Raw genomic sequence first — 22,142 nt, forward strand, 5'->3', positions numbered from 1 at the left:
GGGGTTCGTGTCGGCGCTATCCCCCGTCCGGGTGGTTCAGGACGGGAGGGTCCGGAACGTGAGCCCCGCGTTCTTCAGCCGCGTCAGCAGCGCGTCGCCCATCGCGGCGGCGGGGGAGAGCTGCCCGGCGCGGGCGGGCAGGTCGTCGTGCGCCAGGCACAGCGCGGACTCGGCGAGCATCTTCGCCGTCTCGTCGTAACCGGGGTCGCCGCCGGAGACCTCGGTGACCACGCGCCTGCCGCCGCCGTCGGCGGTGAACCGCACGCTGAACCAGGACTTCGCGCGCCGCTGCTCGCTGGGGCCCTCGCCGGGCTTGCGCAGGTTGCCCAGTGCCTTGCGGACCGGCGGGAGCTGCACGAGCGCGACCGCCGCGCCCAGCCCGGCGAGCCCGCCCGCCAGCACCGGCAGGTGCTTGACCGCCGCGTAGTGGCTGTAGGTGAAGTCCGGCCCGTACTCGGGCAGCTCGCGCGCCGAGCCGACGACGATCTGCGGGTCGATCGTCGGCAGCGGCACCAGCCAGTGGCCGGTCTCCCCGTCGCGGCGCGGGGTCCCGGTGACCGCGCGGACCCGGCGGTTTTCGGGGCGGTGCTGCAGCTTCCGGCGCTCCCGGGCGGCCTGGAGCATCGGCAGCAGCCGGGACGCGGCGCCGAGCGCGGAGGCGTAGGTGCCGCCGGAGAACGTGGCGCCGACGCGCACCTGGCCGCGCACGCGGATCGGCACGTCGTCCGGCAGCTGCTGGACGGTGTAGTAGACGCCCAGGTCGTGCGGGATCGAGTCGAAGCCGCACGCGTGCACGATGCGGGCGCCGGTCTCGGCGGCGCGGGCGTGGTGGCGGACGTACATCAGGTCGGTGAACTCGGGCTCGCCGCACAGGTCCACGTAGTCGGTGCCGGCCTCGGCGCACGCGGCCACCAGCGGCTCGCCGTACTGCACGTACGGGCCGACCGTGGTGATCACGACCTTCGCGGAGGAGGCCACCGCTTTCAGCGACGCGGGGTCGGTGACGTCGGCGTAGAGCAGCGGCAGCTGGGCGAACTTCGGCCCCAGCGCATCCCGCACACCTTCGAGCTTGGTGCGACTGCGGCCGGCGAGCGCCCAGCGACAGTCGTCGGGGGCGTGCCGGGCCAGGTACTCCGCGGTGAGCCGGCCGGTGAAGCCGGTCGCGCCGAACAGGACCACGTCGTAAGCCATGCCGGCCACCCTAACCGGTTCCGACTGATATTCGCTTTACCGCGGCACCAGTATGGACCCGTGTGGACGATCGACCCGGTCCTGGTGACCGACCCCGCCGCGCAGGCGATCCTGCGCGCCTACTTCGACGACGTCGCCAGCCGCTACTACGGCCGGCCCGCGAGCGAGGCCGAACTCGACGCCGCGATGGCCGACGACCCCAGTGACGACCTCGTCCCGCCCACCGGCCTCTTCCTGCTCGCCCGGTCCCACGATGTGGTGACCGGCTGCGTCGGCATCAGAGTGCTCGACGTCACGACCACCGAGCTGACCCGGATGTTCGTCCGTCCCGCCGCGCGCGGCCAGGGCGGTGGCGACCAACTGCTCCGCGCCGCCGAAATCGCAGCTCAGCGGCTGGGTTCCACCCGGATGCGATTGGACACGCGGCACGATCTGGTGGAGGCTCGCAGCCTCTACGCCAAACACGGCTACCGCGAGATCGCGGCCCCTGAGCAACGCTTGTACGCCGATCACTGGTTCGAGAAGCGGCTGGCGCTGGGCCGGCAGGTGTAGTGGCCGAAAAACCGGGGTAGTCCTGCGCGCAACTGAGATGGTCGCGGAGGTGAGGTCGAGATGGCGGACACGTCACGGCTCCCGGTGCCTGTTGCCGAAACGTGGGAGTGGCAGCGGCACGGCAACTGCCGGAACTTGGACAGTTCGGTGTTCTTCCACCCCGATGGCGAGCGGGGCTTCGCGCGGGCGGACCGGGTGGCGCGGGCCAAGCAGATCTGCATGTCCTGCCCGGTGATCGTCGAGTGCCGGCACCACGCGCTCACCGCCGAGGAGCCCTTCGGCGTCTGGGGCGGGCTCGACGAGACCGAGCGCCGGGCGATGATCACGCGACGCAAGCAGCTGCTGTCCAGCGCTGAGAAGGAGCAGGAGTGCGTTTCGGTTACACCCTGATGACCGAGCAGGCCGGGCCGAAGGAGCTGGTCCGGCACGCGGCGGCCGCCGAGGAGGCGGGGTTCGCGTTCGAGGTGTGCAGCGACCACTACTCGCCCTGGCTCGACGAACAGGGTCATGCCCCGTACGCGTGGAGCGTGCTGGGCGCGGTCACGCAGGTGACCGAACGCGTCGAGCTGCTCAGCTTCGTGACCTGTCCGCTCATGCGCTACCACCCGGCGGTGGTGGCGCAGAAGGCGGCGACCATCTCCCTGCTGTCGGACGACCGGTTCACGCTGGGGCTGGGTGCGGGCGAGAACCTGAACGAGCACGTCGTCGGCCGCGGGTGGCCGCCGGTGAACGTGCGGCACGAGATGCTGAGCGAGGCGCTGGCGATCATCGGCGACCTCTTCGACGGCGGGTACGTCAACTACTCGGGTCAGCACTACCGGGTCGATTCGGCGAAGCTGTGGGACCTGCCCGAGCGGCGCACCCCGATCGGGGTCGCCGTGTCCGGCAGGCAGTCGGTGTCGCGCTTCGCCCCGGTGGCCGACGCGCTGATCGCCACCGAGCCGAAGCCCGAGCTGCTGCACGCGTGGGACGAGGAGCGCGCGCAGCTGGGGCAGGACACCTCACGCAAGTACGCGCAGCTGCCGGTGTGCTGGGACCGCGACCCGGAGGCGGCCAAGCAGCGGGCGCACGAGCAGTTCCGCTGGTTCGGCGGCGGCTGGAAGGTCAACGCCGAGCTGCCCGGCACGTCCGGGTTCGCCGGCGCGACCCAGTTCGTCACGCCCGACGAGGTCGCGCAGTCCATCCCGTGCGGGCCGGACGTCGAGCCGATCGTGAAGAGCGCGCAGGCCTTCGCCGACGCCGGCTTCACCGATCTGGCGCTGGTCCAGATCGGCGGCGAGCACCAGGACGGGTTCTTCGAGTTCGCCTCGAACGAGCTGCTGCCCGCCCTGACCCAGGCCTACGGCGACTAGCCGAGCAGGTCGCCGTCGCGGGTGACCATCGCGCGCAGCTTGCCCAGCGCGCGGTGCTGCGTGACGCGGACGTTGCCGGCCGAGATGCCCAGCGCCTCGGCCGTCTCGTTCGCCGACAGCCCGACGGCGATCCGCAGCGTCAGGATCTCCTGCTGCAGCTGCGGAAGCGTGGCGAGCAGCCTGGTCAGCCGGTCGCCGAGGTCGACGTCGAGCGCGTGCTTCTCCGGCTCGTTGTCGGCCAGCGGGCGTTCCGGCAGCTCGGCGACCGGGTCCGACCGGTCCCGGGAGACCAGGCGGTAGGCGTCGGCGACCTTGTTCGACGCGATGGCGTGCACCAGGTAGAGGAAGGATCCGCCCCGGTCCTGGTACTGCGGCAGCGCGTGCAGGACGGCCAGGCAGACCTCCTGCGCCACGTCGTCCGCCGACAGGTAGGACAGGTCGCGGCCACCGAGCCGGGCGCGGCAGTAGCGGACGGCGACCGGGGTGATCATCTGGATCAGGCGGTCCACGGCTCCGCGCTCACCGGTGGCCGCCTCGCGGACGACCGGGTCGAGCTCTTCCTTCGTGAGCCGCTGTGAGGCCCGAGGAAAGGCCTGGGGTGTCAGCCCCGGCGCCTCGGGCGCGGATCTGAGGGTGGCAGTGCTGGGCGGGACACTCGTTCGCATGGTCGGCTCCCCAACGACAACAACGATGACCCGTCGACCGGTCGCCGTCGGGGGCCCGCGTTTCGAGTTACTCTCGGTGAACGGGTACTCCCTCTAGGTCCCTGCCGACCCGTCACCGACGCGACTGTGCGTAATCGTAAGTGGTGGTCGCCCGACAGTCCAGATTTCAACTAGACATACCCCATTTGCCGCAACACCCCGCTCGATCGCGTTCTCCAGACGCGCGAACCGAGCACCGGCGAACAGGCGAGCGCACAAGTGACACACCACTTGGCGGTGTGACAACACGCAGGTCACCGGTTCGGGAAGACCCACCAGCGCAGCAACGCGAACCGGACGATACCGCCCAGGCTGCTCGCCGCCGCCAGGGTCACCGCCTGCAGCGTGGCCGAGGGGCTCGGGGTGAACAGATGTAACGACAACAGCACGAGCGAGCCGTAGCCCGCGTAGAAGGCGAACGTCCCCACGGACTGCAGGTGCAGCCGAACGGGTGAGGCGGGACGGCCGGCGAACGTCACGCGCCGCTGGAACTCGGTGTTGGCGATCGTGGTCAGCGCGATGGCCAGCGTGTTCGCGACCACCGCGCCCAGCAGCGGGCGCGCGCCGAGGAAGAGCACTTCCTGCAGGCCGGTCGTCAGCACCCCGGCGACGACGTACCAGGCGACCGCGTGGTGCTCGGCCGGGCGGGGTGCGGCGGGCGCCGCCCGAGCCACCGGCCCGCTGATCCACGTCGCGGTCATGGTTCAGAACTTACCTATGCTCAGCAATTGTTTGTACTCTACAAGCACGTGAGCTTGATCTCGGGTTTGCCCGGCCTGCCGCTCGGGTATCGCCACCGCTGGAACCAGCAGGTGAGGAGGACCGATGAGTGAGGCTCATGGCCATCCCGTCCCCGACGCGGTGGAGAGCGACCCGGCCGCGCTGAACAGCGCGGAGGACCTCGACGAGGACCGGTTGCGCGTCGACCCGCTCGAGGAGGGCGTCGAGCCGCCGGAGCGGTACATGGCCTCCGACCGGTTCGGCACGACGCCGAACGAGGTGCGCGAGGGCGAGAGCCTCGACGGACGGCTGGCGCAGGAGCGCCCGGACGTCCAGCCGGAGGACGTGCCGGCGGACGAGACCGGTGTCCGCGCCGAGGCCCCCGACCCTGGCCAGAACCTCGGCGACGCGGTGGACCAGAAGGCGGACAACCCGCCGGGCTCGGTGCCCGACGCGATCCGGACACCGCCGGACGAAGACCCGGTGTGACGGCCGTCACATCTGCGCTGACCTGGCGAAACCCACCGTGATCGGCGGTGACGGCGGGTGCTGGACAGCGTGCCCCGAAGCGTGCCCCTACGGTCGGAGGTACGAGTGCACGTGACGCGAAGGGACTGACACGATGCTCGCTTTGACCGATGCCGCCGCCGAGGCCATCAGCGCCCTGACGGCACAGGAGGGCCAGACCGACAGTGGTGGCCTGCGCTTCGCCGTGCAGGCCCAGCAGGACAGCGGCGCCCAGCTGGCGCTGTCCGTGGCACCGGCTCCGGAGGACGGGGACCAGGTCGTGGGCGCGGACGGGGGTGCGAAGGTGTTCCTGGAGCCGCAGGCCGCGATCTTCCTGGACGACAAGGTGCTCGACGTCCAGCAGGACGAGCAGGGGCAGCTGAACTTCGCCGTCCTGCCCCAGGCCGAGGCGCCGACCGCCTGATCGCAGGACTTCCGCTGAGGGAGGATGCCGGAAACGGTGTCCTCCCTCAGTGCGTTCCGGGGCCGAACCACCTCGTGAGCGCTTCGTGCAGGCCGTCCTGGTCCACGCCCGCCCAGGCGACGAAGCAGTCCGGCCGCAGCAGGAACGCGCAGTCCAGATCGGGCATCTCGACGACGTCGACGGACTTCCGCCACGGCGCGGCGTCGAGCAGCCCGGTCGGGTCGAGCAGCAGGGCCCGGCCGCTGTGGGTGAGGTCGCGCTGGTCCACCAGGTCCGGCGCGAACTGCCCGACCAGTTCTCCGGTGGTGCCCATGTCGTAGCGGATGTCCGCGCCCGCCAGCAGGTCGGCGAGGTGCTGCCGGGTGCCGCGCAGGGCCAGCAGCTCCGCGAACAGTTCCCGGAACGCGGTCACCTCGCCGCCCGGCCGGAGCAGCAGCGACTGCGCCTGCGTGTGCATGGCGACGCGCTGGGCGACCGGGCGCCGCTCGGACTCGTAGGTGTCCAGCACGTCCACGTCGCCGCGCACCGCCGCCGCGAGCTTCCAGCCGAGGTTGACCGCGTCCTGCAGGCCGAGGTTGAGGCCGGGGCCGCCGATCGCGGAATGGACGTGCGCGGCGTCGCCGAGCAGGAAAACCCGGCGGTCCCGGTAGCGCTCGGCGATCCGGGTGTTCCCGCCGAACAGGCGCCGCATCAGGTGCGGTCCCTCATCCGTCGGCGGCCCGAGCGGCAGGTCCACGCCGAGCATGCGGGCCGCGCTGGCGCGCACTTCCGCCAGGGACGCCTCACCGTCCGCGGGCAGGCCCCACTCCATGGTGTTGAGCGTCGGGTTCCGGCCGGGGAACGGTGCCCAGGTGATCATTCCGCGCTCGGTGCGCAGGTGCTGGAACGGCGGCACGACGCCGAAACCGGGCACCACCAGTTCGCCGTCGGGGCCGAGGATCTCGGGCGGGACCGAGACGTCCGCCGAGTACGACACGGCTTCGTCGGAGGTCACGCCGGGGAATCCGATGCCGGCCAGCTTGCGCACCACGCTGTGCCCGCCGTCCGCACCGACGAGGAACCGCGCCTCCACCGGCTCGCGCCCGCCGACCTCGATGGTCACCGCGTCCTCGTCCTGGACCAGCCCGGTGACCTCGTGCCCGCGACGGACGTCGACGCCGAGTTCGGCCGCGCGTTCGGTGAGCACCTCCTCGATGCGCCGCTGCGGCACCGGCAGCGTGTAGAGGTTGTGGTGGAGGTCGGCCAGTGGCAGCGGGAAGGCGCCGAACACGAACCCGCGGACGGGCTCCGGAGCGCCGGGGGTGCCGGTCAGCCGCTCGTACAGGCCGCGCCGGTCCATCATGCGCACGACCTCGCCGACCAGGCCGTTCGCCCGCCGCTCGATGCCGGGCTCGGCGAGGCGTTCCAGGACGACGGGGCGAGCGCCGGCCAGTGCGAGTTCGCAGGCGAGCATGAGGCCGGTGGGCCCGCCGCCCGCGATGACGACGTCGATCATGGGGAAGTCCTTCCGGGCAGGGGACAGCGGCCCGGGAGCACGCCCGGGCTGATCGTCCACAGTGGAGTTACAGGCCCGCGGAGAGCCGCGCGAGCGCTTCGGTGAGCAGGTCGGGCACCGGGCGTTCGGTGCGGAGGTGGTGGCCGATCGCGGTCTGCACCGCGGCCACGACCGCGGACGCCACCAGGTGCGGGTACAGGTCCCGCTCGACCGAGGTGCCGGTGCGGTCGGCGACCGCCGCGGCGATCTCGGCCTCCGCGAGCGCGCCGGCCTTGAGCAGATCGCCCTGCAGGGCGGGCTCGGCGAGCATCGCGCGCACGCCGGACGTCCAGGTCGCCGGATCGGCCACCGGGGCTTCGGCCGCGGCGGGGTCCGGGCCGAACTGGGCCGTGGCCGCGACGCTGATCGCGTCCCACAGCGGCTCGTCCGCCGGGCGGTCGCGCAGTGCCCCGGCGAAGTTGCGGATGCGGTCGGCGTGGCGGGCCACGATCGCCTCGCCCTTGCTGGAGAAGTAGTTGTTGAACGTGCGCGGGGAGAGCCCGGCGGCGTCGGCGATGTCCTCGACCTTCACGTTGTCGAACCCGCGCTCGACGGTCAGCCGGATCGCCGCCCAGCTGATCGCCGAGCGCGTCTCGGCTTTCTTCCGCTCCCGCAGGCCCATGACTCCACGGTACAGAACTTGCGTGGCACGCAAATATGCGTGCCACGCAACTTAGAAGTGGTGCAGCAGCTCCGTGAACGTCCCGAGCCGCAGCACCCGCTCGTCGGCATCGTCCAGTTCGTCGTGCTCCAGCACCCACGTGTGCGCGTTCGGGATGAACACCGCGTTCATCCCCGCCGCGCGTGCCGGGCGGATGTCCGACTTCGGCGAGTTGCCGATCATCCACGTCGACTCCGGCGCGAGCATCCGCGCCGCCGCCAGGCCGCGGTACACCTCGACGTCCTTCTCCGGCACGATGTGCACCTCGCGGAAGTGGTGCGCCACCCCGGAGGCGTCGATCTTGCGCTGCTGCTCCTCCTGGTCGCCCTTGGTCAGCAGCATCAGCTCGTGCCGCGAGCCCAGCTCGTCGAGCGTCTCGGCGACACCGGGGATCAGCTCGATCTCGTGGTGGATCAGCGCCGCCGCCAGCTCCTCGATGCGGTCCCGCTCCGCGGACGTCGCGGGCCGGGAGTTCAGCTTCTCGAAGCACTCCGCCAGGCTGTGCAGGAACACCTTCGTCCCGTAGCCGTGCGTGACCGCGTTCGCCCGTTCGATGTCGTCCAGGATGCCGCGCACCGCGGCGCGGTCCAGGGTCGGATGCGCGATCCAGTCCAGGTAGTCGTCGATGACCCGCTCGAAGACCACGTTGTTCTCCCACAACGTGTCGTCGGCGTCGAGAATCAGGACCTGTCCGCTCAGTCGCACGCCGCGAAGACTAGGAGCGATCACCGTCCGGCCGCACCTCATTAACGGCCCCCTCGGCGGAGAGCACCGCCGCCACGTTGCGCGCCGCCAGCAGCGCCATCTCCGTGCGGGTCTCCACGGTCGCCGACCCCAGGTGCGGGGTGACGACTACGTTGTCCAGCTCCAGCAGCCGCGGCTCGACCTCCGGCTCCTTCTCGAACACGTCCAGCCCGGCGCCGGCGATCTCGCGCCGCAGCAGCGCGTCGGCCAGCGCGGCCTCGTCCACGACCGGCCCGCGCGTGGTGTTGATCAGGAACGCGCTGTGCTTCATCGCGCCCAGCGCTTCGGCGTCGATCAGGTGCCGCGTCTCCGCGGTCAGCGGGCAGTGCAGCGACACCACGTCGGCGGTCCGGAGCAGTTCCAGGAACGACAGGTGCTCCGCGTGCAGCGCCGACTCCACCTCCGGCTTCGCCCGCGACCGTCCGCTGTAGACGATCCGCATGCCGAACGCCCTGGCGCGGCGCGCCATCGCCTGCCCGATCTGGCCCAGCCCGACGATGCCGAGCGTCTTGCCCTGCAGGCCGGAGCCGAGCATGAAGCCGAGGTGGAACGACCACGGCCGGCGCGCCCGCAGCAGCCGCTCGCCCTCGCCGATGCGCCGCGTCACGGCGAGCAGCAGGCCGAACGCGAGGTCCGCGGTCGCGTCGGTGAGCACGCCGGGCGTGTTCGTGACCGTCACGCCCCGCTCGGCCAGTGCGGGCACGTCGATGTTGTCGTGGCCGACCGCGACGTTGGCCACGACCTTCAGCTGCGGCCCGGCCGCGTCGGCGACCGCGCCGTCGACGCGGTCGTGCAGCATGCACACCACCGCGTCCGCGCCGCGCACCGCTTCGCGCAGCTCGTCGGGGCGCAGCGGCCGGTCCTCGCCGGACACCCAGACCTCGCCCGCCTCGCGGAGCACCACCATCGCTGCTTCCGGAACCCGCCGCGTCACCACGATTCGCATGGGCTCCAGCTTCGCAGGATCGGTGGCCGCGCGCGCTATTCGGGGTCCATGCCTCCGGGGCCGCCTTTGCCCTCCGGTTCGGCTTCGTCGGTGCCGACCTCGGGGTCCTGGTCGCGGTAGGTGGGTTCGGTGTGCTCGCCGCCGATGTCGGCGTCCTGCTGCTCGCTCTCGGCCGTCACCGGATCGATTTCGGGTCCACTCATGCGTCCACCCTTCCTTGCGCGGCTCCGGACCGCCCGCTATGTTCATATGTAGAACTTGTGTGCGTAATGCGAACGGAAGCAGCTCAATGGCCGAGATAACGTCGCTCCGTGACGCCGTCGCCCAGCTGGTGCACGACGGGGACACGGTCGCCCTCGAAGGATTCACCCATCTGATCCCGCACGCGGCGGGGCAGGAGATCATCCGCCAGCGGCGCAGGGACCTGACGCTGGTGCGGATGACGCCCGACATCGTCTACGACCAGCTCATCGGCGCCGGGTGCGCGAAGAAGCTGATCTTCTCCTGGGGCGGCAACCCGGGCGTGGGCTCGCTGCACCGCTTCCGCGACGCGGTGCAGAACTCCTGGCCGGTGCCGCTGGAGATCGAGGAGCACAGCCACGCGGGGATGGCCAACCGCTACGTCGCCGGCGCCTCCGGGCTGCCGTTCGCGGTGCTGCGCGGCTACCGCGGCACGGACCTGCCCAAGCACACCGACACGATCAAGACGATCACCTGCCCGTTCACCGGCGAGGAGCTGGCCGCGGTGCCGGCGATCAACCCGGACGTCTCGATCATCCACGCGCAGCGGGCCGACCGCGCCGGCAACGTGCAGATGTGGGGCCTGGTCGGCGTGCAGAAGGAGGCGGTGCTGGCCGCCAAGCGCAGCCTGGTCACCGTCGAGGAGATCGTCGACGAGCTGACCCCGATGCCCGGTCAGGTCATCCTGCCGACCTGGGCCGTCACGGCGGTCGCCGAGGTCCCGAACGGGGCGCATCCGTCCTACGCGGCCGGGTACTCGGAGCGCGACAACGAGTATTACGCGTATTGGGATTCCATTGGGCGGGAGAGGGACTCGTTCCAGCGCTGGCTGGACGAGAAGGTGTTCGGCACGGAGGCAGCCACGAGCGACCATGGCGAAGCCCCGCTCGTGGATGCCGACCGGGTGCGGGTGTCCCGCAAGACGCAGGAGGTGGCCCAGTGACAGCGACGGTCGAGCGGACGTACACGTCCGACGAGATGATGTCGATCGCCGCGGCCCGCGCCCTCACCGGTGGCCAGCGGGTGTTCGTCGGCATCGGCCTGCCCTCCACCGCGGCCAACCTCGCGCGCCGCACCCACGCCGAGGACCTGGTGCTCATCTACGAGTCGGGCACGCTCGGCTCGAAGCCGACCCGGCTGCCCGCGTCGATCGGGGACGGCATCCTCGCCGACACCGCCGACGCCGTGATCAGCGTGCCGGAGGTGTTCAACTACTGGCTGCAGCCCGGCCGCATCGACGTCGGCTTCCTCGGCGCGGCCCAGCTGGACAAGTTCGGCAACATCAACACCACCGTCATCGGCACCGACTACGCCGACCCGAAGGTCCGCCTGCCCGGTGCCGGTGGGGCCCCGGAGATCGCCGCGAGCTGCCACGAGGTCTACGTCGTGGTGCGGCAGAGCAAGCGCAGCTTCGTCGAGCAGGTCGACTTCATCACCTCCTTCGGCCACGGCCGCGGCAAGGGCGAGCGGGAGAAGCTGGGCCTGCCCGGCGCGGGCCCGACCCTGGTGATCACCGACCTGGGCGTGATGCGGCCCGACCCGGAGACCGCCGAGCTCGTGCTGACCCAGGTCCACGAGGGCGTCACGGTCGAGCAGGTCAAGGAGGCGACCGGCTGGGACCTGAAGGTGGCCCCGGAGCTGGAGACCACGCCCCCGCCCACCGAGGCCGAACTCCAGGCCCTGCGTGAACTGAAGGCGGCCAAGTGAGCGACGCATTCGTTCTCGACGCGATCCGGACCCCGTTCGGCCGCTACGGCGGCGCCCTGGCCGGGGTCCGCCCCGACGACCTGGCCGCGCACGTGCTGCGTGAGCTGGCCGCCCGCAACGACCTCGACCCGGGCACCGTCGACGAGGTCGTGCTGGGCGACGCCAACCAGGCCGGCGAGGACAACCGCAACGTGGCGCGCATGGCCGCGCTGCTCGCGGGCTGGCCGACCTCGGTGCCCGGCACCACGGTGAACCGGCTGTGCGGTTCCGGCCTGGACGCGGTGATGCAGGCCAGCCGCACCATCGCGACCGGCGACGCCTCGCTGGTCGTCGCGGGCGGTGTGGAGTCGATGACCCGCGCCCCGATGATCCTGCTCAAGCCGGAGAAGGCGTACTCCCCGGCGAACCAGACGCTGCATTCGAGCACCCTGGGCTGGCGCATGGTCAACCCGGAGATGCCCGAGCAGTGGACGATTTCGCTGGGCGAGAGCACCGAGCGGCTGGCCGAGAAGTACGGCATCACCCGCGAGGCGCAGGACGAGTTCGCGCTGCGCAGCCACCAGAACGCGGCGAAGGCGTGGGACGCCGGCTTCTACGACGACCACGTGGTGCCCGTCCCCGGCACCGACCTGACCCGCGACGAGGGCATCCGCGCCGACTCGACGCTGGAGAAGCTGGGCAAGCTCAAGCCCGCGTTCCGCCAGAACGGCACCATCACCGCCGGCAACGCCTCCCCGCTGAACGACGGCGCCTCCGCCGTCCTGCTGGGCGACCAGGCCGCGGCCGACCGGCTCGGCAAGACGCCACTGGCGCGCATCGCCGGGCGGGGCGCGGCGGGTGTGGACCCGGACGTGTTCGGCATCGGCCCGGTGCGGGCGGCGGAGATCGCGCTGGAGCGCGCCGGGATCGGCTGGGAGCAGCTGGCCGCGGTCGAGCTGAACGAGGCGTTCGCCGCGCAGTGCCTGTCCTGCTTCGCCGACTGGCCCAAGCTCGACCCGTCGATCGTGAACGTCAACGGCGGCGCGATCGCCATCGGCCACCCGCTGGGCGCCTCCGGCGGGCGCATTCTCGCGTCGCTGGCCTACGAGCTGCGCCGCCGCGGCGGTGGTTACGGCCTGGCGGCCATCTGCATCGGCGTGGGCCAGGGGCTCGCGGTCGTGCTGGAAGCGTGAGGAGAAAGGAAACCGTGCTATGGCAGCACCGACGAGTGACAAGCTGATCCTGCCGCGTTACCGGCGGGACCCGGAGGGCACGCACGCGCCGCTGAACTCGCCGGGCTATCGCTCGACGCAACTGCGGTACCCGAAGCAGCCGCTCGTTCTGCTGCCGCAGATGCTCACCGAGGTGACCGGCCCGCTGCTCGGCCCCGGCCGCCTCGGCGAGTTCGACAACGACCTGACCCGCCAGCACGCCGAGGAGCCGCAGGGCCAGCGCATCCTGGTGCACGGCCGCCTGCTCGGCCGCGACGGCCGGGGCATCCCGAACTCGCTGATCGAGATCTGGCAGGCCAACGCGGGCGGCCGCTACCGGCACATCGGCGACAACTGGCCGGCCCCGCTGGACCCGAACTTCGACGGCGTCGGCCGCACGATCACCGACTCGGAAGGCCGCTACGAGTTCACCACCATCAAGCCCGGCGCCTACCCGTGGAAGAACCACGACAACGCCTGGCGGCCCGCGCACATCCACTTCTCGGTGTTCGGGCAGGCGTTCACGCAGCGCCTGGTGACGCAGATGTACTTCCCGGACGACCCGCTGTTCTTCCAGGACCCGATCTTCAACTCCATCCCGGACGAGAAGGCGCGGCAGCGGATGATCTCGCGGTTCGACTACAGCCGCACCACCGACCACTGGGCGCTGGCCTTCGAGTTCGACATCGTGGTGCGCGGGCGCGAGCAGTCGGTGTTCGAGAACGAGGAAGAGGAAGACGAATGACCACTCCGTCGCAGACCGTCGGCCCCTACCTCGCGATCGGCCTGCCCTGGGAAGACGGCCCGACGGTGGTGCCCGAGGGCACGCCCGGCGCGGTGTGGATCCGGGGCGTGGTCACCGACGGCGAGGGCAACCCGGTCCCGGACGCGATGATCGAGACCTGGCAGGCCGATCCGCAGGGCCGCTTCGACCACCCGGACGACCCGCGCGGCCGCGTGCCGGGGTTCCGCGGGTTCGGCCGTTGCCCGACGAAACCGGACGGCAGCTACGAGATCCTGACCCTGCTGCCGGGCGCGATCCCGGGCCAGGACGGTGACCTGCAGGCGCCGCACATCGACGTGTCGGTGTTCGCGCGCGCGGTGCTGCACCGGGTCGTCACGCGCATCTACTTCCCGGAGAACACCGAGGCCAACGCCGCCGACGCGGTGCTGAACTCGGTGCCGGCGGAGCGGCGCGGCACGCTGATCGCGGACAAGACCGACGACGGGTACCGCTTCGACGTGCGGCTGCAGGGTGAGGCTGAGACAGTGTTCTTCGATGTCTGACCTGTTCGACCCGATGCTGGCCGCCGGGCCGGTGCGCGCCGAGGTGTCCGACGCCGCCTGGCTGCGTGGCCTGCTCGACGCGGAGGCGGCGCTGGCCGGGGCGGAGGCGGACGCGGGCGTGATCCCGCGCGAGCACGCGGACCGGATCGCCGCGGTGGCCCGGGACGGCCAGTTCGACGCCGCCGCGATCGGTGCGCAGTCCGTCGGCGTGGGCAATCCGGCCGCGCCGCTCGTGCGGGAGCTGACCGCGCAGGTGGGCGGCGAGGCCGGCCGGGTCGTGCACCTCGGCGCCACCAGTCAGGACATTGTGGACACCGCCGCGATGCTGGTGTCCGCGCGGGCTGCGCAAGTACTGATCGCCGAGGCTGAGGCGTGCGCGGACCGGCTCGCGGAGCTGGCGCGTGCGCACGCCGGGACTGTCCAAGCGGGACGGACGTTGCTGCAGCAGGCGCTGCCGGTGACGTTCGGGTTCCAGGTCGCGGGCTGGCTGTCCGGGCTCGACGCGGCCGCGGACCGGTTGCGTGCGCAGCGGTTCGCCGTGCAGCTCGGCGGGGCGACCGGCACGCTGGCTTCACTGGGCGAACAGGGTCCGGAGGTGCTGGCCGCGTTCGCCCGCCGTCTCGGGCTCGCCGAACCCGTGCTGCCGTGGCACACCGAGCGCACCCGGATCGCCGAGCTGGCCGGTGCGCTCGGCGAGCTGTCCGGGGTGGTCGCCGGGATCTCCCGGTCGCTGGTGCTGCTGGCGCAGACCGAGGTCGGGGAGATCGCCGAGGTCGCCGAGGGCAGCGGCGGCTCGTCCACCATGCCGCACAAGCGGAACCCGGTCGCCGCGGTGGCGGCGAACGCGGCCGCGCAACAGGCGCCCGGGCTGGTCGCGACCCTGCTCGGCGCGATGGCGCAGGAGCACCAGCGCGCCGCCGGTTCGTGGCACGCCGAGTGGCGGCCGCTCACGGAACTGTTCCGCAGCACCGGGTCCGCGGTGCACTGGCTGCGCACGAGCCTGGACCGGCTCCAGGTCGACGCGGACCGGATGCGGGCCAACCTGGACATCACGCGCGGCGCGCTGCTGTCCGAACGCGTCACGACCGCGCTGGCGGCCTCGACCGGCCGGCTCGAAGCGCACGACGCGGTCAGCGCGTGCACCCGCCGCGCGCTGGCCGGCGAGGGCGAGCTGGCCGACCTGCTGGCCGCGGACGAGCTGGTGGGCAAGCACCTGACCCGCGAGCGCATCGGCGAGCTGCTCGACCCGGCCGGCTACCTGGGGAGCGCGCGCGTCTTCGTCGAACGGGCGCTGGCCGCGCACGAGAAGCGAAAGGGAACTCCGTGAAGGTCCACTACGAGACCGCGGGCGATGGTGAGGTCGTCGTCCTGAGCAACTCCATCGGCAGCAACCTGCGTATGTGGGACCCGCAGGTGAAGCCGTTGACGGACAACGGGTTCCGCGTGGTCCGCTACGACACCCGCGGCCACGGGCGGTCGCCGGTGCCGCCCGGCCCCTACTCGATCGCCGACCTCGGGGGTGACGTCGTCGAGCTGCTGGACACGCTCGGCGTGGAGTCCGCGCACTTCGTCGGCCTGTCGCTGGGCGGCATGACCGGCGCCTGGCTGGGGCAGCACGCGCCGGAGCGCATCCGGTCGCTGGCGTTGACGTTCACCTCGGTCAAACCGGGCAACGTCGACATGTGGACCGGGCGCGCGAAGCAGGTCCGGGCCGAGGGCATGGAGCAGATCGCCGCGGGCAGCATCGGCCGCTGGTTCACGCCGGACTGGATCGCCGCGCACCCCGAACTGGCCGCGGAGCTGCGGCAGATGACCGCGACGACCCCCGCCGAGGGGTACGCGGCCTGCTGCGAGGCGATCGCCGGGCTCGACCTGACCGCCGGGCTGGCCGCGATCAGCGCGCCGACGCTGGTGATCTCCGGAGCCGACGACGCCGCGCTGCCGCCGTCGCACGGCCAGGCCATCGCCGAGGCGATCCCGGGCGCGCGGTTCGAGGTCCTCGGCCACGCGGCCCACCTGGGCAGCTACGAGCAGGCGGGCAAGTTCACCGAGCTGGTCCTGGAGCACCTGAAGGGGGCGCGATGAGCGACGAGCTGTACGACGCGGGCATGCGGGTCCGGCGCGAGGTGCTGGGCGACGCGCACGTCGACCGCGCCACCGCGAACGCGACCGAGTTCACCCAGAAGTTCCAGGACTACATCACCCGCGCCGCGTGGGGGTCGATCTGGACGCGTGACGGGCTGGACCGCAAGACCCGCAGCTGCGTCACGCTGGCCGTGCTCACCGCGCTGCACTGCCACGGCGAGATCGCGATGCACGTCCGCGCCGCCGTCGGCAACGGCCTGACCGCCGACGAGATCGGCGAGGTCCTGCTGCACACCGGGGTGTACGCCGGGGTGCCGGCGGCGAACGAGGCGTTCGCGATCGCGCAGAAGACCCTGGCCGAGATGGGAGAGCCCACCGCCCAGCCACGCACCACCGGCTAGGTTGACAGGTATGGCAGAACCAGCCGAGCGCGGCGCGCACCACGTCCAGTCGCTGGAACGCGGTCTGGCCGTGATCCGCGCGTTCGGCGCCGGAGCGCCCGAGCTGACGCTGTCCGATGTGGCGCGCTCGACCGGACTGACGCGGGCGGCGGCGCGGCGGTTCCTGCTGACGCTCGTCGACCTCGGGTACGTGCGCACGGACGGCAAGTACTTCTCGCTGACCGCGCGGGTGCTGGAGCTGGGGTACGCGTTCCTGTCCAGCATGACGCTGCCCGAGGTCGCGCAGCCGCACCTGGAACGGCTGTCGGCCGAGGTGCGCGAGTCGAGTTCGGTGTCGGTGCTCGACGGGGCCGACATCGTCTACGTGGCGCGGGTGGCGGTGTCGCGGATCATGACGGTGAGCATCAACGTGGGCACCCGGTTCCCGGCGTACGCCACGTCGATGGGGCACGTGCTGCTCGCCGGGCTGGACGACGAGGGTTTCGCCCGGTACCTGGAGCAGGCCGAGCTGCAGCGGCTGACTTCGCACACGCTGACCTCCCCGGCGGCGCTGCGGGCGGAGCTGGCCGCGGTGCGGCAGCAGGGGTGGGCGCTGGTCGACCAGGAGCTGGAGGAGGGGCTGCGATCGGTCGCGGCGCCGATCCGGGACCGGCAGGGCCGGGTCGTGGCGGCGGTGAACGTGTCGACGCACGCGAGCCGGACGCCGAGGGAGACGGTGATCGAGGAGATGGTGCCACCGCTGCTGGCCGCCGCGAAGCGCATCGAGGGTGACCTGGCCGTGGCACCGGTTCAGGCACGCCGTGGCTGACTGCGCGGGTCTGTCGTTGACGGCCGGTGCCGGGGGCCCGACGGCGCTGGTGGTGAGTGGGCGCCGTGGCTGAGTGCGCGGGCCTGTTGCTGGCGGCGGGTGCCGGGCGGCGGATGGGGCGCCCGAAGGCCCTGGTCGAGCTCGACGGGGAGCCCTTGCTGCACCGGGCTTTGCGCGCCCTCACCGACGGCGGCTGCGATCCGGTGCGCGTGGTGGTGGGCGCGCAGGCCGCGGAGGTGCGTGCGTTGTTGCCTGATCCGTCGCTGGCTGTGGAGGCGCCGGACTGGGCCAGCGGCATGGGCGCGTCACTGCGGGCCGGATTGCGCGCGTTGCCGGAAGCTCCGGCCGTCTTGGTGCACCTGGTCGACCTGCCCGGGGTGGACGCGCGGATCGTGGCGAGGCTGCGTGCGCTGGCCTCGCCCGACGTGGTGGCTCGCGCCGCCTTCGACGGCGTGCCCGGACATCCCGTGCTGTTCGGCCGCCGCTGGTGGCAGGAGATCGCCGAGAGCGCGACGGGCGACCGCGGAGCCCGCGACTGGCTCCGCGGCCGTGCCGACCTGCGGTTGGTGGAATGCGCCGACCTGGGCGGCGGCCAGGACGTCGACACCCCGGCGGACCTGAAGTCCTAGGCCCCGACGGCCACCGACCCGGCCCCGCGGCAAAGCGCTCACCAACCCCTCTACCTAAGCCGCCACCACCCCACCGACGCCGGTCCGCCCCGCGGGTGTCCCCACCAGCTCCACCGTCACCCCCGGCCGCACGCGTTCCCCGAACACCGCCACGATCGCGTCCGTCACCCCGGCCACCAGCCGCGCCACGAGGTCGTCCGCGTCCGGGCGCTCGAAGGCGGCCTCCCGGATCCCGAAGGTCACCGCCGGCGCCGGCGCCTCCGCCGGCTTGCCCCCGATGCCCCACCGGTTCGCGGGCACCCCGGCCAGCCGCACCACCGCGATCTCCCGCGCCCATTCCCCGTACACCGCGACGATCGCCTCGGTCAGGCCCTCGATCAACTCGGTCTCCCGCCCGGCGAGGTCGCTCTCCAGGACGTGGACGGTCAGATGTGGCATCTCAACTCCCAAAGTAGATTTGTGAGCAAAGGTAATCTCGCCCGGAGTGGCTGTCAACCACGCGCGCACCCCTTAGGGTGGAGGCGTGAAGGTCAACTCACCCGAAGAGCTGGCGACGGAGCTGGACCGGGTCGGCTACCTCGCCGACGAGGGCGTCGCCACCGCCGCGTTCCTCGCGTTGCGCATGCAGCGCCCGCTGTTCTGCGAAGGCGAACCCGGCACGGGGAAGACCTCGCTGGCCGTGTCGCTGTCCGAGGCGCTCGGCCTGCCGCTCGTGCGGTTGCAGTGCCACGAGGGCATCGACGCCGCACAGGCGCTGTACGAATGGGACTTCCCGCGCCAGCTGCTGCACCTGCGCGCGCTGGAGGCCGGCAGCGAGCACCTGGACGTCGCCGCCGCCGAGCAGTCGCTGTTCACCGAGCGGTTCCTGCTGGCCCGGCCGCTGCTGCGGGCGCTGAAGGAGTCGCCGTGCGTGCTGCTGGTCGACGAGATCGACCGCGCCGACGACGAGTTCGAGGCGTTCCTGCTGCAGCTGCTCGACGAAAACGCGGTCACGATCCCGGAGTTCGGCGAGATCCGCGCCGCGCGGCCGCCGCTGGTGCTGCTGACCTCCAACCGCACCCGCGAGGTGCACGACGCGTTGAAACGGCGCTGCCTCTACCACTGGCTGGAGCACCCCGACCTGGCCCGCGAGGTCGCCATCCTACGCCGCCGGCTGCCCGGAGTCGGCGAACGGCTCGCGACGCAGGTGGCCGCGGCCGTCCGCCGGCTGCGTGAGCTGGAGCTGCTGAAGCCGCCGGGCATCGCCGAGTCGCTGGACTGGGCGCAGGCGTTGCTGACGCTCAACCGCAGCGAGCTGGACGCGGAGGCCGCGGCCCGGACCCTCGGCGCGGTGCTCAAGTACTCCGAGGACCTCGACCGCGTCCGCGCCAAGCTCGACACGGTGCTGTCCTAGCCGACCCGGGCGAGCGCCTCCGCGATGCCGCGCCCGCCGATCCACCCGCGCCCGTCCGGCGTCGCGTACTCGACGAACGTGAGCACCTCACCGGAGTCCGTGGTGCAGGACGTGTGCTCCAGCACTTCGCCGGTCACCGCGGGCGAGTCCAGGTAGACCTCCTGCAGCAGCTGCCACAACTCCTTGGCCGTCACCTCCGCGCCGGTGCGGTCGGTGTGCCGCTGGACGTGCCGGGCGAAGTCGATCTGCAGCCGCCGCGGCAGTTCGATCCCGTACTCGCTGCTCAGCAGGTGGGCGATGCCGCCCTTGCCGGACTGCGAATTGACCCGGATGACCGCCTCGTACGTGCGGCCCAGATCAGCCGGATCGATCGGCAGGTACGGCACGCGCCATTCGAGTTCGTCCGCGGGGACGCCGGTCGCCGCCGCGCGTGCCCGGTGCTCGGCGAAGCCCTTGCGGATCGCGTCCTGGTGCGTGCCGGAGAACGCGGTGTGCACCAGGTCGCCGACGTAGGGATGCCGCTCGTGCACCGGCATCCGCGTGCAGTACTCGACCTCCCGCCGGACGCGGTCGATGTCCGAGAAGTCGATCATCGGGTCGATCCCCTGGGCGTGCAGGTTCAGCGCCAGCGTGGCGATGTCGACGTTGCCGGTGCGCTCGCCGTTGCCGAAGATGCAGCCCTCGACGCGCTGGGCCCCGGCGAGCAGGGCCAGTTCCGCGCAGGCGATCCCGGTGCCGCGGTCGTTGTGCGGGTGCACCGACAGGATCACCGAGTCGCGGCGGTCGAGGTTCTGGTGGACGTACTCGATCTGGTCCGCGTAGACGTTCGGGGTGGCGACCTCGACCGTGGCGGGGAGGTTGAGGATGACCGGCCGGTCGGGACTCGCCTCCCACAACGTGGTCATCGCCGAGCACAGGTCGAGCACGTAGTCCGGCTCGGTCAGGTTGAAGACCTCCGGGGAGAACTCGAACCGGACGTCCTTGCGGTCCCCGGTCAGCCGCAGGATGTCCGTACCGCCGGCCGCGATCATCGCCGTCAGCTCGTCGCGGTCGCGGCCCAGGACGACCTCGCGCCAGACCGGCGCGGTCGCGGCGTACATGTGGATCACCACCGGGTTCGGCATCCCGGCGACCGACTGGACGGTGCGTTCGATGAGGTCGCGCCGGGCCGGGGTGAACACGACGATCGTGACGTCCTGCGGCGCGAGCCCGGTTTCCGCGATGAGCCGGACGAAGTCGTAGTCGGTCTGCGAGGCCGACGGATAGCCGACCTCGATCTCCTTGTACCCCATCTCGACCATGAGCCGGAAGAAGCGCCGCTTGCGTTCCGGGTCCATCGGTTCGGCCAGTGCCTGGTTGCCGTCGCGCAGGTCCACCGGGACCCACAGCGGTGCCTGGGTCAGCCGGTTGCCCGGCCAGTCGCGTTCGGACAGTGGGACCGGCACGCGGGAGTACACGTCGCGGTAGCGGTGGGAGGGCATGGGGGAGGGGCGCTGGGGGTTCCAGCGGTACATGTTCGCGTTTCCTTCTGGTCGCGGGGCGACCGGCGCAACACAGCTCCCACGGCGGGGAGCCGGTCCGGTCAGGCCCCGCCGTGGCGGTGAAGCAGAAAGAGAACGCGGGTGATCACGGGCTGGAAAGTACCACAACTCGCCCGGCGCGCGCCCCGGCCACGGAGCGCGCGCCGGGCGGCCCTCAGCCGTTGAGCCGGGCGAGCAGGTAGGCCTGCGGGACCGACTCCAGTTCGTGGGCGGGGTCGCGAACCGTCCGCGCCGTCACGCTGAACCCGGCCTGTGCCAGCAGATCGGCAATGCGGTCCGGCGGCAGGCGGTAGGCGTCGGCGGACACGGCGTGCCCGTACGCCTGCTCCACGCGCTTGCGCTCGTCACCGACCTGGAACGCCATCAGCAGGTGCCCGCCCGGCACCAGCACCCGCGCGAACTCGGCGAACACCGACGGCAGCAGCTCCGGCGGCGTGTGGATGATCGAGTACCAGGCGAGCAGCCCGCCGAGGCTGTCGTCCGGCAGGTCCAGCTCCGCCATCGCGCCGACCTCGAACCGCAGGTGCGGGTACCGGCGCCGCGCCTCGGCCACCATCCCCGGCGACAGGTCGATCCCGAACACCGGCACGCCCAGCGAGTCCAGGTGGATGGTGATCCGGCCCGGCCCGCAGCCGACGTCGGCCACCTGTCCGCCGTCGGCCAGCACGTGCTCGGCGAAGACCCCCAGCATCGCCCGGTCCATCGGGCTCTGCGCCAGGTTGTCCTCCAGTGTCTTCGCGTAGTCGATCGCGACGGTGTCGTAGGCCGCGCGAGTCATGTCGAGGTAGGTCACGCGGGCGACCGTATCGGGTCCGCCCGCGCCCGGCGGTGCGACGCGCCGCCGGGAAAATCGTTGCCGTGCAAGAAGAATCAGCGGAGCAGTCCGTGCTCCACGAGATCGAAGGCGCGGTCGATCACCGCGGGCTGGTCGCGGTGCACGTCGTCCGGATCGTCGCCGTCCAGCAACCGCCGGCACACGTGGTCGAAGATCGAGTCGATGGTGGCGGCCAGCAGGTTCGCCGTCAGCCGCGCCTCCAGTGGATCGCCGGTCTCCTCGGCGAGCAGCCGGGCGAGCAGGTCGGCGATCTCCCGGGACTGCTCGTAGGTCCGGGTGACCAGAGCGGGGCTGGCGTGGAGGATCTTCAGGAACCCCGGCGTGCCGGGCAGCGTGCCGGCCAGCGGGTGCCGCTGGGCCACCAGCTCGTGGTGATACCGCCGCAGCGCGGTCACCACGTCCTGGCCGGCGGGGCGCTCCCGGATCACCCGCTCCAGGTCGCGGAGCCGGTCGGCGTGCCGGTCGAGGAACAGGTCCTCCTTCCGCGGGAAGTAGTTGAACACCGTCATCTTCGACACCCCGGCCGCCTCGGCGACCTCGGCCACCGTCACGTTGTCGAAGCCCCGCACGGCGAACAGGCCGGTGGCCACGTCCGAAATGCGCCGTCGCGTGGCCAGCTTCTTCTCCTCGCGCAGTCCCACGCGCTGATCCTATGCCGAATAAAAGATTTGACCGAGTACAAGATTTTCCG

Annotated in this window: 27 protein-coding genes and 1 pseudogene; 16 read left to right on the forward strand and 12 right to left on the reverse strand. The window is 71.8% G+C overall.

Going from position 1 to position 22,142, the window contains the following annotated elements; genetic code table 11:
* Positions 1-36: 36 nt before the first annotated feature.
* Entirely contained in the window at positions 37-1,191 is a 1,155-nt protein-coding gene (locus D0D28_RS12250; RefSeq protein WP_116110666.1) for a saccharopine dehydrogenase family protein, read from the reverse strand.
* A 60-nt stretch (positions 1,192-1,251) separates the two neighbouring features.
* Here D0D28_RS12250 and D0D28_RS12255 point away from each other — a divergent pair, with 60 nt between their 5' ends.
* Genes D0D28_RS12255 through D0D28_RS12265 form a run of 3 tightly spaced genes read left to right on the forward strand, consistent with a single transcriptional unit; the run spans position 1,252 to position 3,095 of the window.
* Positions 1,252-1,743, forward strand: coding sequence for a GNAT family N-acetyltransferase (locus D0D28_RS12255; RefSeq protein WP_116110667.1), 492 nt, complete (start codon positions 1,252-1,254; stop codon positions 1,741-1,743).
* 60 nt (positions 1,744-1,803) lie between these two features.
* Entirely contained in the window at positions 1,804-2,133 is a 330-nt protein-coding gene (locus D0D28_RS12260) for a WhiB family transcriptional regulator (protein ID WP_094006271.1), read from the forward strand.
* A complete protein-coding gene (locus D0D28_RS12265) occupies positions 2,112-3,095 on the forward strand; it encodes a TIGR03557 family F420-dependent LLM class oxidoreductase (RefSeq protein ID WP_116110668.1) in 984 nt (327 codons plus the stop codon). The genes D0D28_RS12260 and D0D28_RS12265 overlap by 22 nt, the downstream gene beginning before the upstream one ends.
* Here the strand turns inward: D0D28_RS12265 and shbA are convergent.
* Complete coding sequence (gene shbA / locus D0D28_RS12270) at positions 3,092-3,760, reverse strand: RNA polymerase sigma factor ShbA (RefSeq protein ID WP_205413243.1); 669 nt, start codon at positions 3,758-3,760, stop codon at positions 3,092-3,094. The genes D0D28_RS12265 and shbA overlap by 4 nt on opposite strands.
* Before the next feature lie 293 nt (positions 3,761-4,053).
* Positions 4,054-4,500 carry a GtrA family protein gene (locus D0D28_RS12275; RefSeq protein WP_116110669.1) on the reverse strand — a complete coding sequence of 149 codons (447 nt, stop codon included), beginning with the start codon at positions 4,498-4,500 and terminating at the stop codon, positions 4,054-4,056.
* 124 nt (positions 4,501-4,624) lie between these two features.
* On the opposite strand from D0D28_RS12275, the gene D0D28_RS12280 reads away from it, so the two are divergent.
* Together D0D28_RS12280 and D0D28_RS12285 are read left to right on the forward strand one after the other, a co-directional pair.
* Positions 4,625-5,008: a hypothetical protein gene (locus D0D28_RS12280; protein WP_094006274.1), complete on the forward strand. Its 384-nt coding sequence runs from the start codon at positions 4,625-4,627 to the stop codon at positions 5,006-5,008.
* A gap of 133 nt (positions 5,009-5,141) precedes the next feature.
* Entirely contained in the window at positions 5,142-5,450 is a 309-nt protein-coding gene (locus tag D0D28_RS12285; RefSeq protein WP_094006275.1) for a HesB/IscA family protein, read from the forward strand.
* A 46-nt stretch (positions 5,451-5,496) separates the two neighbouring features.
* On the opposite strand, the gene D0D28_RS12290 is transcribed toward D0D28_RS12285, so the two are convergent.
* From D0D28_RS12290 to D0D28_RS36155, 5 genes are all read right to left on the reverse strand, one after another.
* Positions 5,497-6,945 carry an FAD-dependent monooxygenase gene (locus D0D28_RS12290; RefSeq protein WP_116110670.1) on the reverse strand — a complete coding sequence of 483 codons (1,449 nt, stop codon included), beginning with the start codon at positions 6,943-6,945 and terminating at the stop codon, positions 5,497-5,499.
* 67 nt (positions 6,946-7,012) lie between these two features.
* Positions 7,013-7,606 (reverse strand): TetR family transcriptional regulator, encoded by a 594-nt coding sequence (locus D0D28_RS12295; RefSeq protein ID WP_116110671.1) that lies wholly within the window; start codon positions 7,604-7,606, stop codon positions 7,013-7,015.
* Positions 7,607-7,657: 51 nt separating this feature from the next.
* Positions 7,658-8,350, reverse strand: coding sequence for an HAD family hydrolase (locus tag D0D28_RS12300; RefSeq protein ID WP_233157325.1), 693 nt, complete (start codon positions 8,348-8,350; stop codon positions 7,658-7,660).
* A 10-nt stretch (positions 8,351-8,360) separates the two neighbouring features.
* Positions 8,361-9,335: a 2-hydroxyacid dehydrogenase gene (locus tag D0D28_RS12305; protein ID WP_116110672.1), complete on the reverse strand. Its 975-nt coding sequence runs from the start codon at positions 9,333-9,335 to the stop codon at positions 8,361-8,363.
* Positions 9,336-9,370: 35 nt separating this feature from the next.
* Entirely contained in the window at positions 9,371-9,538 is a 168-nt protein-coding gene (locus D0D28_RS36155) for a hypothetical protein (RefSeq protein WP_167481586.1), read from the reverse strand.
* Between the two features lie 86 nt (positions 9,539-9,624).
* Here D0D28_RS36155 and D0D28_RS12310 point away from each other — a divergent pair.
* The 10 genes and pseudogenes from D0D28_RS12310 to D0D28_RS12355 all read left to right on the forward strand — a co-directional run.
* Positions 9,625-10,431, forward strand: a pseudogene (locus D0D28_RS12310) (CoA transferase subunit A); the annotation flags it as partial.
* Positions 10,432-10,553: 122 nt separating this feature from the next.
* Complete coding sequence (locus tag D0D28_RS12315) at positions 10,554-11,282, forward strand: CoA-transferase subunit beta (RefSeq protein WP_094006296.1); 729 nt, start codon at positions 10,554-10,556, stop codon at positions 11,280-11,282.
* Complete coding sequence (locus D0D28_RS12320; RefSeq protein ID WP_094006280.1) at positions 11,279-12,454, forward strand: thiolase family protein; 1,176 nt, start codon at positions 11,279-11,281, stop codon at positions 12,452-12,454. Before D0D28_RS12315 ends, D0D28_RS12320 begins: the two co-directional genes overlap by 4 nt.
* Before the next feature lie 19 nt (positions 12,455-12,473).
* The gene (gene pcaH / locus D0D28_RS12325) at positions 12,474-13,217 is read left to right on the forward strand and encodes a protocatechuate 3,4-dioxygenase subunit beta (protein WP_116110673.1); all 744 of its coding nucleotides are present in this window, start codon (positions 12,474-12,476) and stop codon (positions 13,215-13,217) included.
* Positions 13,214-13,759: a protocatechuate 3,4-dioxygenase subunit alpha gene (pcaG, locus tag D0D28_RS12330; RefSeq protein WP_116110674.1), complete on the forward strand. Its 546-nt coding sequence runs from the start codon at positions 13,214-13,216 to the stop codon at positions 13,757-13,759. Before pcaH ends, pcaG begins: the two co-directional genes overlap by 4 nt.
* The gene (pcaB, locus tag D0D28_RS12335) at positions 13,752-15,086 is read left to right on the forward strand and encodes a 3-carboxy-cis,cis-muconate cycloisomerase (protein ID WP_116110675.1); all 1,335 of its coding nucleotides are present in this window, start codon (positions 13,752-13,754) and stop codon (positions 15,084-15,086) included. The genes pcaG and pcaB overlap by 8 nt, the downstream gene beginning before the upstream one ends.
* Entirely contained in the window at positions 15,083-15,844 is a 762-nt protein-coding gene (gene pcaD, locus D0D28_RS12340) for a 3-oxoadipate enol-lactonase (RefSeq protein ID WP_116110676.1), read from the forward strand. The genes pcaB and pcaD overlap by 4 nt, the downstream gene beginning before the upstream one ends.
* A complete protein-coding gene (gene pcaC, locus D0D28_RS12345) occupies positions 15,841-16,245 on the forward strand; it encodes a 4-carboxymuconolactone decarboxylase (RefSeq protein WP_094006285.1) in 405 nt (134 codons plus the stop codon). Before pcaD ends, pcaC begins: the two co-directional genes overlap by 4 nt.
* A gap of 10 nt (positions 16,246-16,255) precedes the next feature.
* Positions 16,256-17,053, forward strand: a complete 798-nt coding sequence (locus D0D28_RS12350) for an IclR family transcriptional regulator (RefSeq protein WP_094006286.1) — start codon at positions 16,256-16,258, stop codon at positions 17,051-17,053.
* Between the two features lie 65 nt (positions 17,054-17,118).
* Complete coding sequence (locus tag D0D28_RS12355; RefSeq protein WP_116110686.1) at positions 17,119-17,682, forward strand: nucleotidyltransferase family protein; 564 nt, start codon at positions 17,119-17,121, stop codon at positions 17,680-17,682.
* 54 nt (positions 17,683-17,736) lie between these two features.
* On the opposite strand, the gene D0D28_RS12360 is transcribed toward D0D28_RS12355, so the two are convergent.
* Positions 17,737-18,120 (reverse strand): tautomerase family protein, encoded by a 384-nt coding sequence (locus D0D28_RS12360; protein ID WP_094004069.1) that lies wholly within the window; start codon positions 18,118-18,120, stop codon positions 17,737-17,739.
* 85 nt (positions 18,121-18,205) lie between these two features.
* Here D0D28_RS12360 and D0D28_RS12365 point away from each other — a divergent pair, with 85 nt between their 5' ends.
* The gene (locus D0D28_RS12365) at positions 18,206-19,075 is read left to right on the forward strand and encodes an AAA family ATPase (protein ID WP_116110677.1); all 870 of its coding nucleotides are present in this window, start codon (positions 18,206-18,208) and stop codon (positions 19,073-19,075) included.
* Here D0D28_RS12365 and D0D28_RS12370 read toward each other — a convergent pair.
* The 3 genes from D0D28_RS12370 to D0D28_RS12380 form a co-directional block, all read right to left on the reverse strand.
* Positions 19,072-20,589 (reverse strand): 2-isopropylmalate synthase, encoded by a 1,518-nt coding sequence (locus D0D28_RS12370; protein WP_116110678.1) that lies wholly within the window; start codon positions 20,587-20,589, stop codon positions 19,072-19,074. The two genes, D0D28_RS12365 and D0D28_RS12370, sit on opposite strands and share 4 nt — an antisense overlap.
* Positions 20,590-20,770: 181 nt before the next feature.
* The gene (locus tag D0D28_RS12375; RefSeq protein ID WP_116110687.1) at positions 20,771-21,394 is read right to left on the reverse strand and encodes a class I SAM-dependent DNA methyltransferase; all 624 of its coding nucleotides are present in this window, start codon (positions 21,392-21,394) and stop codon (positions 20,771-20,773) included.
* 92 nt (positions 21,395-21,486) lie between these two features.
* The gene (locus tag D0D28_RS12380; RefSeq protein WP_116110679.1) at positions 21,487-22,092 is read right to left on the reverse strand and encodes a TetR/AcrR family transcriptional regulator; all 606 of its coding nucleotides are present in this window, start codon (positions 22,090-22,092) and stop codon (positions 21,487-21,489) included.
* Positions 22,093-22,142 lie beyond the last annotated feature (50 nt).

This window comes from Amycolatopsis ruanii (genome assembly GCF_003385175.1).
Classification (GTDB): Bacteria; Actinomycetota; Actinomycetes; order Mycobacteriales; family Pseudonocardiaceae; genus Amycolatopsis_E; species Amycolatopsis_E thermalba.

What these genes read in the sequence shown, in the direction of transcription:
- D0D28_RS12250 (WP_116110666.1), bottom strand. Translation starts at nt 1,191, where the DNA reads ATGGCTTACGACGTGGTCCTGTTCGGCGCGACCGGCTTCACCGGCCGG.
- D0D28_RS12260 (WP_094006271.1), top strand. Translation starts at nt 1,804, where the DNA reads ATGGCGGACACGTCACGGCTCCCGGTGCCTGTTGCCGAAACGTGGGAG.
- shbA (WP_205413243.1), bottom strand. Translation starts at nt 3,760, where the DNA reads ATGCGAACGAGTGTCCCGCCCAGCACTGCCACCCTCAGATCCGCGCCC.
- D0D28_RS12275 (WP_116110669.1), bottom strand. Translation starts at nt 4,500, where the DNA reads ATGACCGCGACGTGGATCAGCGGGCCGGTGGCTCGGGCGGCGCCCGCC.
- D0D28_RS12280 (WP_094006274.1), top strand. Translation starts at nt 4,625, where the DNA reads ATGAGTGAGGCTCATGGCCATCCCGTCCCCGACGCGGTGGAGAGCGAC.
- D0D28_RS12285 (WP_094006275.1), top strand. Translation starts at nt 5,142, where the DNA reads ATGCTCGCTTTGACCGATGCCGCCGCCGAGGCCATCAGCGCCCTGACG.
- D0D28_RS12290 (WP_116110670.1), bottom strand. Translation starts at nt 6,945, where the DNA reads ATGATCGACGTCGTCATCGCGGGCGGCGGGCCCACCGGCCTCATGCTC.
- D0D28_RS12295 (WP_116110671.1), bottom strand. Translation starts at nt 7,606, where the DNA reads ATGGGCCTGCGGGAGCGGAAGAAAGCCGAGACGCGCTCGGCGATCAGC.
- D0D28_RS12305 (WP_116110672.1), bottom strand. Translation starts at nt 9,335, where the DNA reads ATGCGAATCGTGGTGACGCGGCGGGTTCCGGAAGCAGCGATGGTGGTG.
- D0D28_RS36155 (WP_167481586.1), bottom strand. Translation starts at nt 9,538, where the DNA reads ATGAGTGGACCCGAAATCGATCCGGTGACGGCCGAGAGCGAGCAGCAG.
- D0D28_RS12315 (WP_094006296.1), top strand. Translation starts at nt 10,554, where the DNA reads ATGATGTCGATCGCCGCGGCCCGCGCCCTCACCGGTGGCCAGCGGGTG.
- pcaH (WP_116110673.1), top strand. Translation starts at nt 12,474, where the DNA reads ATGGCAGCACCGACGAGTGACAAGCTGATCCTGCCGCGTTACCGGCGG.
- pcaG (WP_116110674.1), top strand. Translation starts at nt 13,214, where the DNA reads ATGACCACTCCGTCGCAGACCGTCGGCCCCTACCTCGCGATCGGCCTG.
- pcaB (WP_116110675.1), top strand. Translation starts at nt 13,752, where the DNA reads ATGTCTGACCTGTTCGACCCGATGCTGGCCGCCGGGCCGGTGCGCGCC.
- pcaC (WP_094006285.1), top strand. Translation starts at nt 15,841, where the DNA reads ATGAGCGACGAGCTGTACGACGCGGGCATGCGGGTCCGGCGCGAGGTG.
- D0D28_RS12350 (WP_094006286.1), top strand. Translation starts at nt 16,256, where the DNA reads ATGGCAGAACCAGCCGAGCGCGGCGCGCACCACGTCCAGTCGCTGGAA.
- D0D28_RS12360 (WP_094004069.1), bottom strand. Translation starts at nt 18,120, where the DNA reads ATGCCACATCTGACCGTCCACGTCCTGGAGAGCGACCTCGCCGGGCGG.
- D0D28_RS12370 (WP_116110678.1), bottom strand. Translation starts at nt 20,589, where the DNA reads ATGTACCGCTGGAACCCCCAGCGCCCCTCCCCCATGCCCTCCCACCGC.
- D0D28_RS12375 (WP_116110687.1), bottom strand. Translation starts at nt 21,394, where the DNA reads ATGACTCGCGCGGCCTACGACACCGTCGCGATCGACTACGCGAAGACA.